The 13,628-nt window shown below is 66.3% G+C and carries 11 protein-coding genes; 5 read left to right on the forward strand and 6 right to left on the reverse strand.

The features are described 5' to 3' along the window. The first annotated feature begins 1 nt into the window (after position 1). Positions 2–289, forward strand: coding sequence for a hypothetical protein (locus tag ACWCOP_RS02885; RefSeq protein ID WP_478249728.1), 288 nt, complete (start codon positions 2–4; stop codon positions 287–289). Here ACWCOP_RS02885 and ACWCOP_RS02890 read toward each other — a convergent pair. The 3 genes from ACWCOP_RS02890 to polA form a co-directional block, all read right to left on the reverse strand. Then, positions 286–942 carry a c-type cytochrome gene (locus ACWCOP_RS02890; RefSeq protein WP_478249729.1) on the reverse strand — a complete coding sequence of 219 codons (657 nt, stop codon included), beginning with the start codon at positions 940–942 and terminating at the stop codon, positions 286–288. The two genes, ACWCOP_RS02885 and ACWCOP_RS02890, sit on opposite strands and share 4 nt — an antisense overlap. 191 nt (positions 943–1,133) lie before the next feature. Further along, positions 1,134–3,326, reverse strand: a complete 2,193-nt coding sequence (gene katG, locus ACWCOP_RS02895) for a catalase/peroxidase HPI (protein WP_478249730.1) — start codon at positions 3,324–3,326, stop codon at positions 1,134–1,136. Between the two features lie 200 nt (positions 3,327–3,526). Then, the gene (polA, locus tag ACWCOP_RS02900) at positions 3,527–6,301 is read right to left on the reverse strand and encodes a DNA polymerase I (RefSeq protein WP_478249731.1); all 2,775 of its coding nucleotides are present in this window, start codon (positions 6,299–6,301) and stop codon (positions 3,527–3,529) included. A gap of 156 nt (positions 6,302–6,457) precedes the next feature. Here polA and ACWCOP_RS02905 point away from each other — a divergent pair, with 156 nt between their 5' ends. The 3 genes from ACWCOP_RS02905 to ACWCOP_RS02915 all read left to right on the forward strand — a co-directional run bounded on the left by ACWCOP_RS02905 (position 6,458) and on the right by ACWCOP_RS02915 (position 9,399). After that, positions 6,458–7,207, forward strand: coding sequence for a 2OG-Fe(II) oxygenase (locus ACWCOP_RS02905; RefSeq protein WP_478249732.1), 750 nt, complete (start codon positions 6,458–6,460; stop codon positions 7,205–7,207). A 95-nt stretch (positions 7,208–7,302) separates the two neighbouring features. After that, positions 7,303–8,115, forward strand: coding sequence for a CHAD domain-containing protein (locus tag ACWCOP_RS02910; protein WP_478249733.1), 813 nt, complete (start codon positions 7,303–7,305; stop codon positions 8,113–8,115). A 102-nt stretch (positions 8,116–8,217) separates the two neighbouring features. Beyond that, positions 8,218–9,399 carry an LL-diaminopimelate aminotransferase gene (locus tag ACWCOP_RS02915; protein WP_478249734.1) on the forward strand — a complete coding sequence of 394 codons (1,182 nt, stop codon included), beginning with the start codon at positions 8,218–8,220 and terminating at the stop codon, positions 9,397–9,399. 315 nt (positions 9,400–9,714) lie between these two features. Here the strand turns inward: ACWCOP_RS02915 and ACWCOP_RS02920 are convergent, their stop codons facing one another. Further along, positions 9,715–11,496, reverse strand: coding sequence for an N-acyl-D-amino-acid deacylase family protein (locus ACWCOP_RS02920; protein ID WP_478249735.1), 1,782 nt, complete (start codon positions 11,494–11,496; stop codon positions 9,715–9,717). A 36-nt stretch (positions 11,497–11,532) separates the two neighbouring features. Further along, positions 11,533–12,468 carry a bile acid:sodium symporter family protein gene (locus tag ACWCOP_RS02925; RefSeq protein WP_478249736.1) on the reverse strand — a complete coding sequence of 312 codons (936 nt, stop codon included), beginning with the start codon at positions 12,466–12,468 and terminating at the stop codon, positions 11,533–11,535. 169 nt (positions 12,469–12,637) lie between these two features. Between ACWCOP_RS02925 and def the strand changes: the two genes are divergently transcribed. Further along, positions 12,638–13,156 carry a peptide deformylase gene (gene def, locus ACWCOP_RS02930; protein ID WP_478249737.1) on the forward strand — a complete coding sequence of 173 codons (519 nt, stop codon included), beginning with the start codon at positions 12,638–12,640 and terminating at the stop codon, positions 13,154–13,156. Here the strand turns inward: def and ACWCOP_RS02935 are convergent, their stop codons facing one another. Then, positions 13,157–13,606, reverse strand: coding sequence for a hypothetical protein (locus ACWCOP_RS02935; RefSeq protein WP_478249738.1), 450 nt, complete (start codon positions 13,604–13,606; stop codon positions 13,157–13,159). Between the last annotated feature and the right edge of the window lie 22 nt (positions 13,607–13,628).

The raw sequence follows: 13,628 nt of genomic DNA on the forward strand, positions 1-13,628 counted from the left end.
CATGATAGAGGCGTTGTTCGCCTCGGGCCGGATCATCGACCTGATCCTGCTTCTGGTCGTGGTGGAGGCCGGCGTGCTGGCGGCCTTACCGCGCCTTCGCGGCGCCATGACCATGGTGGACGTCGCCGCCCTGCTTGCCCCGGGGGTCATGCTGATGCTGGCGGTGCGGGCCGCGCTTGTCGGCGCCCCGTATACGATAACGGCGGCCGTACTGGCCGCCGCTTTCGCATGTCATATTCTGGATGTCGCGCGCCGGCGAAGACGCGCGGCGCGCGACGATCCAGCCTAGCCTTGGTCGCCCAGGCCGCCGTTCGCCTTCATATAGGCGATGACGTCGGCGCGGTCCTGCTCGTCGCGCAGGCCCGGGAACGCCATGATGGTGCCCGGAATGTATTCGCGCGGGTTCTCCAGATACTCAAACATGGTCTCCGCGGTCCACGTCACGCCGGAGGTGGCGTTGGCTTCCGAATAACGGAACCCGTCCACGGAACCGGCTGTACGGCCGAAAATGCCGTAGAGCGACGGACCAACCCGATTCACGCCCTCTTCAAGCACGTGGCAGGAGCGGCAGCGCGCAAAAACGCGGCGGCCGGCTTCGGGATCGCCGGTGAGGCCGGCGATGATAAGCGGGCCGTCATCGGTGGACGCCATGTCGCCGCCTTCAGAGGCGGGCTCTTCAGCAGAGGCTTCTTCAGCGGGCGCCTCTTCAGCAGGCGCTTCTTCTGCAGGCGCTTCCTCGGCCGGGGCCGCCTCGGCGGCGGGGGCTTCAGCCTCCATGCCGGTGTCGCCGCCCATGGCCTCGCCGGAGGTTTCCGTCGCCATGGTCTCGGTTTCGCCTGCGGCGGTGGTGTCAGCGGTGTCCGCGCTCTGATCTTCGCCGCCGCCGCAAGCGGCCAGCGCCGTCGATGCCAGCAGCGCTGCAAGGATACTGGTCGTTCTCATAAGGCGTATTCCTCCCATTTCGGTATCAAGGATACTAGCGCACCCTGTGAACAGAACCAGCCTTGCTGAAAAAAAAGGGATTAATCAACCCGAATTCCGCTCAGCGCAGCCCACCTGGTGCATCGACAACGCAAAACCCCGGGGTTTGGGGCCCCGGGGCAGCATTCAGTCACGCGCGAAAGCGCAGAGCGCTACAGCCGCGCCTCGGGCGTATCGAACCGGTCCAGCATCATCACCTTGCGCCAGGCGCGGGCGAAGTCGTGGATGAAGGCCTTTTTCGCATCGCCTTGGGCGTAGGCCTCGGCCACCGCGCGCAGCTGGGAGTTCGAGCCGAACACCAGATCCACGCGGCTGGCGCGCCAGCGTTCTTCGCCGCTCTCGCGGTCGGTCCCGATGAACTCCTTCTCTTCGGGCGAGACGGCCTTCCAGGCGGTCTCCATGTCCAGAAGATTGATGAAGAAATCATTGGTCAGCACGCCCGGAGTGGTGGTCAGCACGCCGTCGCTCTTGCCGCCATGATTGGCGCCCAGAACGCGCAGGCCCGCCACCAGAACGCTGGTCTCAGGGATCGACAGGGTGAGAAGCCGCGCCCGGTCCACAAGAAGCTCTTCGGTCGGCACGGTGTGCTCGGCGTCCACATAGTTGCGGAAGCCGTCCGCGCCAGGCTCCAGCGGTTCAAAGGCGTCGACGTCGGTCATCTCGTCGGTGGCGTCGGTGCGCCCCGGCGTGAAGGGAATGTCGATCTCTTCCCCGGCGGCCCTGGTGGCCTGTTCCACCGCGGCGTCGCCGGCCAGCACGATCAGATCGGCGAGGGAGATCTTCTTGTCGCCCTGGGCCTGCGTGTCGAAGGCGGATTTCACCCGTTCCAGCGCGTCGATCACCTTGGCGATGCGGGCCGGCTCGTTGGCCGCCCAGTCTTTCTGGGGAGCCAGGCGAATGCGGGCGCCGTTGGCGCCGCCGCGCTTGTCGGAATCGCGATAGGTGGACGCAGAGGCCCAGGCGGTGAAGATCAGATCGGCCGGATCGACGCCGGCGTCCAGCACCGCAGCTTTCAGCGCCTTCACATCGGCGTCGCCCACAAGCGCGTGATCCACCGCCGGAACCGGATCCTGCCAGATCAGGTCCTCTTCAGGGACTTCCGGGCCGAGATAGCGGCTCTTGGGCCCCATGTCGCGGTGGGTCAGCTTGAACCAGGCGCGGGCGAACGCGTCGGCGAACGCATCCGGGTCTTCAAAGAACTTGCGCGAGACCTTCTCGTACTCGGCGTCCACCTTCATGGAGAGGTCGGTGGTGAGCATCATGGTGGGGACGCGCGCGTCGGCATGGGCGTCCGGGGCGTGGTCCTCGGCCTTCAGGTCCTTGGGCGCCCACTGCCAGTGGCCCGCCGGGCTCTTGGTCAGCTCGTACTCGTAGTTAAACAGCTGCTTGAAATAGCCCATGTCCCACTGGATCGGGTCCGGGGTCCAGGCGCCTTCCAGCCCGCTGGTCATGGTGTCGCCGCCATGGCCGGCGCCGTTGGAATTGGTCCAGCCGAAACCCTGGGCCGCGATGTCGGCGCCTTCGGGTTCGGGGCCCATAGCGGCGTTCGCCGCGCCATGGCATTTGCCGAAGGTGTGACCGCCGGCGATCAGCGCCACGGTCTCCTCGTCATTCATCGCCATGCGGCTGAAGGTGACGCGGATATCGTGGGCCGCGCCCTCCGGGTCCGGCTGGCCGCGCGGGCCTTCGGGGTTCACATAAATCAGGCCCATATGGCTCGCGGCCAGGGGCTGCTCGAGATAGCGGTCGCCCGAATACCGGTCCTGATCACCAAGCCATTCGGCCTCGGTGCCCCAGTAGACGTCGTTCTCAGGCTCGAAAATGTCCTCGCGGCCGCCAGCGAATCCAAACGTCTTGAAGCCCATGGACTCCAGCGCCACATTGCCGGTGAGCACCAGAAGATCGGCCCAGGACAGGGCGTTTCCGTATTTCTGCTTGATCGGCCAGAGCAGTCGGCGCGCCTTGTCCAGATTGGCGTTGTCGGGCCAGGAATTGAGCGGCGCGAAGCGCTGGGCGCCCGAGCTGGAGCCGCCGCGCCCGTCGCTGACCCGGTAGGTGCCGGCCGCGTGCCAGGCCATGCGGATGAAAAACGGGCCGTAATGGCCATAGTCCGCCGGCCACCAGGGCTTGGAGTCCGTCATCAGCGCGTGCAGGTCGCGCTTTACGCCCTCATAGTCCAGCGATTTGAACGCCTCGGCGTAATTGAAGCCGGGCGCCATGGGGCTGGGGCTGACGCCGCCATGGGTCAGGATCGACAGGTCGAGCGCGTTGGGCCACCAGTCGCGATTGCTGCGGCCCTGGCTTATCGGCGTGTGCGCAAACGGGCATTGGGCTTGATCGTCCATGGGAAGACCTCCTTGAAGCTCGGCGTCCGGGGGCGTCGCCGAGGCGTCTTTAACGAGGCAAGGATCGCCGAATACGCCGCCGGAGTCACACAAGGAATTGCGATCTCAGCCATAGACGGGGTCGATGGCGATGCTTCAAGCTATCGAAATCGCTTGCATGCATGCCTATCCGGGCGCGTCGCCCGAGGCCCTGCGCGATCCTAATGCGCCTGGCCCCAGGTGTCGGCGGCCTTGGCGTCCACCACCAGCGGAACGGTGAGGTCGGCGGCGGGCAGGGGCGCGTCCACCATCACCTTGCGCACCACCTCGATCAGGCGCTCTGCCTCGTCCCTGGGCGCTTCAAAGACCAGCTCGTCATGGACCTGCAGCAGCATGCGCGCTTCGAGGCCGGCGCCGTCCAGCGCGTCCTCCATGCGGATCATGGCGCGGCGGATGATGTCGGCGGCGGCGCCCTGGATCGGGGCGTTGATGGCCTGGCGCTCAGCGAACTGGCGCACGGACGGGTTCTTGTCGCGGATGCCGGGCAGGTGGATGCGCCGGCCGAAGATCGTCTCCACGAAACCCTTGTCCTTCGCCTCGGCCTTCATGGCGTCCATATAGGCCGCGATGCCGGGGAATTTCTTGAAATAGCTGTCAATATAGGCCTTGGCCTCGTCGCGTCCGATGCCGAGATTATTGGCCAGGCCAAAGGCGGAAATGCCGTAGATGATCCCGAAATTGATCGCTTTGGCGTTCCGCCGCGTCATCGGGTCCATGTCCTCCAGCGGCACGCCGAACATTTCCGAGGCGGTGAGCGCGTGAATGTCCTGGCCCTCGCGGAAGGCTGATTTCAGCGCCTCCACATCGGCGATATGGGCGAGCAGGCGCAATTCGATCTGGGAATAGTCCGCCGCGACGATGACATGGCCGGGCTCGGCGGTGAACGCCTCGCGGATCTTGCGCCCTTCTTCGGTGCGGATGGGGATGTTCTGAAGGTTCGGCTCAGAGCTTGAAAGCCGCCCGGTGGTCGTGGCCGCCAGCGAGAAGCTGGTGTGGACCCGGCCCGTGTCGGGGCTGATCGCGGCTTTCAGCGCGTCTGAATAGGTGCTCTTCAGCTTGGAAAACTGGCGCCAGGTGAGCAGCGCGGTGGGCAGCGCGTGGCCCGCCGCCGCCAGCTCTTCCAGAACCGCGGCGTCGGTGGACCAGGCCCCGCCTTTGGTTTTCTTGCCGCCGGGCAGGGCCATCTCTTCAAACAGGATCTCGCCGATCTGCTTGGGGCTGCCCAGATTGAAGGCCCGGCCCGCAGCCGTGTGGGCGGCCTCTTCGCTCTCGGCCATTTTCTGCGCAAAATCCGAAGACAGGCGCGAGAGCTGGGCGGTGTCCACTTTAACGCCCGCCAGCTCCATCTTCGCCAGCACGCCCGGCATGGGCCGCTCCAGAGTCTCATAGACGGTTGAGAGGCCGCGCTGGGCCAGCGGTCGCTTCAGGATCTCCCAAAGGCGCAAAGTCACGTCCGCGTCTTCGGCCGCGTATTCGGTGGCGCGTGTTAGATCGACTTCAGCAAAGCTGATCTGCTTCTTGCCCGTGCCGCAGACCTGCTTGAAGGGGATGCACTCATGGTCAAGATGGAGCCTCGCGAGCTCGTCCATGCCGTGATTGTGCAGGCCCGCCTCCTGCACATAGGAGAGCAGCATGGTGTCGTCATAGGGGGTCGGATCAATGCCGTAGCGCCGGAACACGGCGATGTCGTATTTGAAGTTCTGACCCACTTTCAAGATCGCCGGATCTTCCAGCAGACCCTTGAGGCGGCCCAGCGCCTCGGCCTCGTCCAGCTGCTCCGGCTTCGCGGTTCCAGACGCCAGATCGCCGCCCACATGGCCGGTGGGGATGTAGCAGGCCTCGCCCGGCGCGGTGGCCATCGACACCCCGCACAGGCGTGCCGAGCTTGCCGACAGGGCGTCGGTCTCCAGGTCCACCGCGATCACGCGGGCGCGCCGCGCCTTACCGATCCAGGCGTCGAGCTGCTCCAGCGTGGTGACGCACTCATATTTTGACCGGTCGATCTCGGCGGTGGCGTCGCCGGTGCTGTCGGCGGGGCCTTCGCCCAGGCCTTCCTCCACGCGGCGCGTGAGGGTGCGGAACTCCATGGATTTGAGAAAGCCCAGCAGCTTTTCCGGATCGGGTTCCGCCGTGCCGAACTCGTCCAGCGCCGCCATGCCCTCGCAATCGGTCTTGAGGGTGACGAGCACCTTGGAGACGCGGGCGTCCTCGGCGTGCTCGATCAGTTTTTCGCGGCGCTTGGGCTGCTTGATCTCGCCGGCGCGCGCTAGAAGGCTCTCCAGATCGCCGTACTCATTGATCAGCTGGGCGGCGGTCTTGATCCCGATGCCGGGCACGCCGGGCACGTTGTCGACGCTGTCGCCGGCCAGCGCCTGCACGTCGATGACGCGGTCCGGCTTCACGCCGAACTTCTCCACCACCTCATCGGGGCCGATGCGCTTCACCTTCATGGGGTCCAGCATCGTCACGCGGTCGGTGACCAGCTGCATCAGATCCTTGTCCGAAGAGCCGATGGAGACGCGCGCGCCCTTTTCCGCCGCCTGGCGGGCGTAGGTGGCGATCAGATCGTCGGCCTCCACGCCCTCCTGCTCGATGCTGGGCAGATCAAAGGCGAGGGTCGCCTCGCGGATCAGCGCAAATTGCGGCACCAGATCTTCGGGCGGCTCGGGCCGGTGGGCCTTGTACTGATCATAGATCTCGTTGCGGAAGGTCTTGGAGGAATGGTCGAAGATCACCGCCAGATGGGTGGGCTCGTCCTCGCCCTTGAGGTCTTCCAGAAGCTTCCAAAGCATGTTGCAGAAGCCCTGAACCGCGCCCACCGGCGTCCCGTCGGAGCGCGTCAGCGGCGGCAGGGCGTGATAGGCCCTGAAGATATAGCCTGACCCGTCCACCAGATAGACGTGACTGGAGGAATCGACGGGTCGTTTCACGGCCATGGGGACTTAGCTCCGGGCGGGGGTGTCAGCGATGGAGCGAACCTAGGCGCGCGCGCGGCGATGGGCAATCTTGAGGGCGCCGCGCGATTGCGCTTGCCAAACGCTGCGCCCGGCTCCAAGTGCACGCGGCTCTCTCCCTGCGAAGGATTTCGCCCCATGAACGCCGTGACGCCGCTGCGTGCGCCGCCGTTCGGTTCCAACCTCACCCATAGCCTCATCGAGGGTCTGGCCCAGCGCGGCTGGGCCCATGCGCCCGATGCGCTGGACCCTGAACTGGTGGCGGATTTGCGCGCCGAGGCCGAATTTCTGGACGCCGCAGGAGAGACCCATGACGGGCGGATCGGGCGGCGCGCCGAAGAGACGACGCGCCTCAAGGTTCGAAAGACCCGCATCGCCTGGCTGGACGGATCAAGCCCGGCGCAGAAGCGCTATCTCGCCGGCGCCGAAATCCTGCGACGGGCGCTGAACGAAGCTTTCTATCTGGGCCTGTTCGAATACGAGGCTCACTTTGCGGTCTATCCGCCCGGCGGGTTCTACGCCCGCCATCTGGACGCCTTCCGACTGGCGCGCGGCGCCGGGGAGGCGGCGGGACTGGGTCCGCGGGCTGGGCGCTCGCGGGTGGTGTCCATGGTGACCTATCTCAATCGCAGCTGGGCGGAGCCGGACGGCGGCAAGCTGGCGCTCTGGGACAGAGCGCCGGACGGGCCGGACGGACGCCCTGACCTGAAAGCCCTGGACTCAGTCCCACCCGCCGCCGAGATCGCGCCGGAGGGCGGCGGCGTGGTGCTGATGCTGTCTGAAGACATCCCCCACGAAGTGCGCGTGGCCCACGCCGACCGCTACGCTATCGCCGGCTGGTTCCGGGTCAACGCGTCCATCGCCGGCGGGCTCGATCCGGCGCTTTAGGCGCGCCGCCAGGTAACGTAAGAGAACCGGCGGCCGCTCCCGTGCGTTTCCGTCCCATGACCGAGCGCCTGCCCGCCCACAAAAGCTTTTCCCAAATGCCTGACGTGATCCTTGCGGAGATCGATCAGGCGCGCGCCGCGCTTGAGCGCATTGAGCGCGATCCGCTGTATGCTGTCCATGAGGCGCGCAAGGCGATCAAGAAGGCGCGCTCCAATGCGCGGCTGATCCGCAAGGGCGACAAGAGAGCCTCAAAGCGCATCAACGCCGCCGGCCGGCGCGCGGCGAACGAGTTGGAGGAGGCCCGCGACGCCGACAGCCTGGAGCAGATCGCGCGGGCCGCCGCGATCCATTGCGAAAGCCCCGAGATCGCCGCGGTCATCCGCAAGGAGGGCGAGCGCGCCCGCGAGGACGGCCAGCGCATCGACCGCACCCGCGCCGCCGGTCAGGCCCGCGCCATGCTCGACGAGATGGCGGGCGAGGTGCAGAAGGCCGACCTTTCAAAGGACCCGGCTGAGGCCATCGCCAAGGGTCTGGCGCGCACCTACAAGCGGGCGAAGAAGCGCTTCAAGACCGCCGAAGACGCGCCTGGCGGCGAGACGCTTCACGAGCTCAGAAAACGGGTGAAGGATTGGCGCTATCACACCACCGCGCTGAAAGGCGTGTGGCCGGACGGCGTAAAGAAGAAACGCAAGAAGGCCAAGAAGGCCGCCGATCTTCTGGGCGATCACCATGACCTCACGCGCCTGATCAATCGGCTGGAGGATCGTCAGGGCCTCCATGTGGATGAGGCGATCGACGCCCTGAAGGCCCGGCGCAAGGCGCTGGAGTCAAAGGCGCTGAAGAAAGCGAAAAAGATAGTCAAGCGTGACTCCGGCGATCTGAAGCAGGAGCTGAAGGACGCGCTCTGAGGCGATTGCTGCGCCCCATGCTGCGCCGGTCCGCTTGGGCGCCCCATTGACGCCTTATCGCGGGTTTCCCATAGCTGTGGCCCCACTCAGCAGGAACGCCCCATGACCGCCCAGCCTGAACCCGCCTTCTACCGCGAACGCCGGCTTCCCCCTTACGTGTTCGCCGAGGTGAACCGGTTAAAGCTCGCCTATCGCAAGGAAGGCCGAGACGTCATCGATTTCGGCATGGGCAATCCCGACCTGCCGCCGGCGAAACACATCATCGACAAGCTGGTGGAGGTCGCCGCCGATCCGCGCGCCCACCGCTATTCGGCCAGCCAGGGCGTGAAATCGCTGCGCGCGGCGCTGTCGCGCTATTATGCGCGGCGCTTCAATGTGGAGCTCGATCCCGACAAGGAGGTCTGCGTCACGCTGGGCTCCAAGGAGGGGCTCGCCAATCTGGCCCAGGCGATCACCGCGCCCGGCGACGTCATCCTGGCGCCCGATCCCAGCTATCCCATCCACATGTTCGGCTTCCTGATCGCCGGCGCGGCCGTGCGTCCGGTGGGTTTCAAAGACCCCGAGGATTTTCTGCGCGAGGCGGCCCATGCCTGCCGTCGCTCGATTCCCTCGCCCGGCGCCCTGGTGCTGAACTTTCCGTCCAACCCCACAGCCCAGGTGGTGGATCTCGATTTCTACCGCGAAGCCGTGAAGCTCGCCAAAGCCCATGACCTCGTACTGATCTCCGACCTCGCCTATTCGGAGATCTATTTCGACGGGACCCCGCCGCCGTCCATCCTCGAGGTGGAAGGCGCGCGCGACGTGGCGGTGGAGTTCACCTCCATGTCCAAGACCTATTCCATGCCCGGCTGGCGCATCGGCTTCGCCGCAGGGAGCCGGCGGCTGGTGGACGCCCTGAAGCGTGTGAAATCCTATCTCGATTACGGCGCGTTCACACCGATCCAGATCGCGGCCGTGGCGGCGCTGGACGGTCCCCAGGACCATGTCGACTACGCCCGCCGGATCTACAAGGCGCGCCGCGACGTCATGGTGGAGAGCTTCGGCCGCATCGGATTTCCCGTGCCGGTCCCGCCCGCAACCATGTTCGCCTGGGCGCCGATCCCGGAAAGCCACCGCGAGCTGGGCTCGGTGGAGTTCTCAAAGCTGCTGCTGGAAAAAACCGGCGTCGCAGTGGCGCCGGGCCTCGGCTTCGGCGAACGCGGCGACGGCCATGTGCGCCTTGCGATGGTGGAGAACGAACAACGCATCCGCCAGGCGGCAAGGCAGATGAAGGGGTTTTTCTAAGCGCCCGAAATGTCATCCCGGAAGCGCGAAGCGCTATCCGGGACCCCATGCGGCGCCACGAAAACTCTGAGATCCCGGATGCTTGGGGTCCCGGCTCTGCGCTGCGTCGCAGCTCCGGCCGGGATGACAGGGGAGGGATCACTCCGCCGCCATCGCCACCGCACCCCACCCGACCCGGACCTAACGGTCCGGCCCACCCTCCCCATCCAGGGGAGGGACAAAGATCACAGAGCTTGTCCTCCCCCTTGATGGGGGAGGTGTCCGCGAAGTGGACGGAGGGGGTGGCGGCGCTTAAGCCCTAAAGCCCAGAACCCCTCACTCCGCCGCCATCGCCATCTGCCGCCCCGACCGCACCAGCCGTCCGGGCCGGGCCTCGGTAAGCTGATCATGTTCCACCACAACCTCGCCGGCGACAATCGTCGCGCGATAGCCCTTGGCGTCCTGCAACAGGCGTTGGCCGCCGGCGGGCAGGTCCTGCACCAGGCGGGGCGGGGCGAGCTTGAGGTGGTCGTAGTCGATGATGTTGAGATCGGCCTTCAGCCCCGGCTTGATCCGGCCGCGATCGGAAAGCCCGAGATAATCAGCGATGTCGGCGGTGAGCATCTGAACGGCGCGTTCCAGCGGGATCGTCTCGCCGCGCGCGCGGTCGCGGGTCCAGTGGCTTATCAGATAAGTGGGAAAGCTCGCATCGCAGACCGTGCCCACATGGGCGCCGCCGTCGGACAGGCCCATCATGGCCAGGGGATGGTCCATCATGGCTTTGACATTATCGTAGCTGAGCTCGGTGTAATTATAGATCGGCAGATAGATCAGCTCTCGCCCGTCGCGGGCCACCACCGTGTCGTAGAGCTGCTCCCACACCGAGACGCCGTTGGCTCGCGCTTTGGCGGCGATGGAGGCTTCCGGCGGCTGCTCGTAGTCGGGCTCTTGCGACAGGGTGAACAGCTTCTCGGCGACGAAGTCCATGTTCTCGATGAGCAGGTCGGCGATTGGAGGGATGGAGCTGCCGGGGCCGGCCAGTTTGTCGGAGCGCTGGGCGAGGAGTTTGCGCTTGAAGCTCTCTGATTCCATCACCGTCACCCGCTCATCCAGCGGCAGATGGGCGATCTCCTTGTAGGCGGGATAGCCCATGAAGGGGTGGAAGGTGCACTGCAGCCCCAGAAACACGCCGATGGCGCGCGGGGCGACCTGGGCGCGCACGGTGAAGCCCTCGGCGTCGAGCTTTTCCAGACCCTGCAGGATCTTCTTCCACTGGTCCGGCGCGAAATCGCGCTGCATCACCGAGATGGAGAAGGGCCGCCCGCCGGCCGCCTTCACATATTGCTCGATGACCGCCCATTCTGCGGGAAACTTCTCCGCGTCGCGCTCCAGATCGAAATCGGAGACCGCCTGGATGACGCCGTGAGTCCGGCCCTTGAAGGCCGCGGCGATGCCGGCGAGCTCCTTCGCCGTGGCTTCGCTGGCCGGTGTCCATTCGCCGTCGGCGGTGCGGTGCAGATCGCTGCGGCCGGTGGAAAACCCGATGGCGCCGGCGTCCAGCGCCTCGCCCACCAGATCGCGCATCCTCGCGATCTCCTCATCGCTGGCCTGGGCGTCGAAGCTCGCCCGCTCGTCCATCACGAAAACGCGCAACGGGTCATGGCCCACCATGGCGGCGATATCCAGGGTGCGCGGCGTGCGCTCCAGCGCGTCGAGATAGTCTGGAAAGCTCTCCCAGTCCCATTTCAGGCCTTCGGCAAGGGCGGTGCCGGGAATGTCCTCCACCCCCTCCATGAGCTTGATCAGGCGCTCATGGTCGCTCTCGCGCACCGGCGCGAAGCCGACGCCGCAATTGCCCATGACCGCGGTGGTCACGCCGTGGCGGATGGACGGCTCCAGCCGGTCGTCCCAGCTCGCCTGGCCGTCATAATGGGTGTGCGCGTCCAGAAAGCCCGGCGTCACGATCAGGCCTTGCGCGTCGATGGTCTTTTCCGCCGCGCCGGGGGCGTCGCCCACCGCAATGATGACGCCGTCCCTGATCCCCACATCGCCGCAAAAGGGCGCGCCGCCGGATCCGTCAAAGATCAGTCCGTTGGTGATTTTCAGGTCATAGTCCATGGCGTGGCTCCTTGGATGGCGTCTTCGGCGGATAACTTACTCGGCGAGCCTGGCGCGCGCGGCGGCGGTGCGCGCATCGTAAAGGCGGAACGCGCCGGCCAGGCCCAGCCCCGCGAACAGGTGCCAGATCGACCACAGGCCGACGATGGCCGCCGCGCCGCCCAGGCCCTCAAACTGGCCCAGCAGGATCACCAGGCCCAGCCCGGTGTTCTGCAGGCCCACCTCGAAGGTGAGCGCGCGCCGGCGCGGGCCGCTAAAGCCCAGTAGCCGCCCCGCGGCCGCGCCGGTGATGAAGGCCGCCGCGTTGTGGATCACCACGATTCCCAGCACGACGCCCGCCGTCGCCGTGAGCAGCGCCAGGTTGGAGGCGATCCCGCCCAGAACCATGGCGAGAATGCCGATCAGGGCCGCGCCCATGAGGATCGGCCGCACGCGCGCCGCTGTGACGGGAAAGCGCAGGGCGGCGATCATGCCCAGGATCAGGGGGATCGCCATGATCACCGTTGTCTGGACCACGAAGGGAACCGGGCTCAGCGCGATGTCGTCCACGATGGCGGCGGTGGGTGCGTACAGACTGGTCCAGAACAGGATGGATACCGGCGTGACCAGCGCCGCGGCGAGGCTGGACGTGCCGGTGAGCGCCACCGACAACGCTGTGTCGCCCCTGGCCAGATGGGTGAAGAAGTTCGAGACATTGCCGCCGGGACAGCACGCCACCACGATCATCCCCAGCGCGATCGAGGGTATCGGATTGATCAGGTGGATCAGCCCCAGGGTCATGAGCGGCAGCGCCAGCATCTGCGCCGCCGCCGCGCCGGCGAACCGCGCCGGCTGGGCTTTGAGAAACGCGAAATCGCCCGGGCGCAGATTCAGGGCCACAGAGAACATGATCATGGCGAGAATGATGGGCAGGATGATCGATCCGCCCGGCGCAAGGTCGATGCGCGCCGCGTCGAGCGCCGCTGCGTCCATGGTCTCCTCCCTGACGGCGCGCCGGCTCTCCGGGGCCGGTTCGTGAACGCCGTTCGCTGGGTCAGAGGATGGCGCGTGCAGGGGGTGGTTGTCGAGGGCCGGGCGTCGCTCGGGCGCCGGCCTGTCCGGCAATCTTGAACACCGGGCCGGGTGCGATTAATTTGTAGACATGGCCGTACGCGACATCCTCACCGTTCCCGACCCGCGCCTGAAGCTGGTCTCCAAGCCCGTAGCGGGTGTGGACGATGAGTTGCGCGCGCTCATGGACGACATGGTGGAGACCATGTACGCGGCCGACGGCATCGGCCTCGCCGCGATCCAGGTGGGCGTGGACAAGCGCGTCATCGTCATGGATCTGTCTGATGAGCGAAACGACCCGGTGTATTTCATCAATCCGGTGATCACCCCGCTGACCGAAGATCTCAAACCCTATTCGGAAGGCTGCCTTTCGGTGCCGGAGATTTTCGACGAGGTCGAACGGCCTGAACGGGTGAAGATCGAGTATCTCGATTATGACGGCGAGAAGCGCGAAGAGATCGCCGAGGGCCTGTTCGCCGTGTGCATCCAGCACGAGATGGACCATCTCGAAGGCGTGGTCTTCATCGACTATCTCTCGCGCCTGAAGCGCGAGCGGGCGGTGAAGAAAGTCCAGAAACTGGTCAAGACCCGCGACGTGGCGGCGGAATAGTTAGTCCGCGCCGCAGGGCGCCGCCGTTTCACCCGCCAGCTCCGGATCGCTGGCGATGCGCTGGGCCTGCCCGGCGAGCCGGGCGATTTCGGTGTAGGCGCGTGACAGGTCGGCGCGGGTCTGTGCGGCGTCCAGCGCCGTGATGCGATCGGTGACATCCCCGCTCATGCCGCGAAAGATGCAGCGCAGATCCTGCGGGCCGCCGCTTTCCTCGATCTCCTGCGACAGGGCGCGGGCGGCCAGCGCAAAGTCTGTCAGGTCGGCCAGCAGCGCATCGCCCGGCGCGGGCGCGTCGGCAGGGGCGGCGGGGGCGCTTTTGTACAGATCGGCGCGGAGTTCGGCCTCCGGCGCGATGCGGGCGCTCAGCGCCTCCACCCGGGCGGCGTCGGCAAGGCTCGGCGCGGTGAACGCGCAGGCCAGCATCAGGACGCAAAGGGCGGTGCGGATCATGGCGGGACTCCTAAGGGCTGTA

It is taken from the genome of Apolloniradiicaulis salifontis (assembly GCF_053756655.1).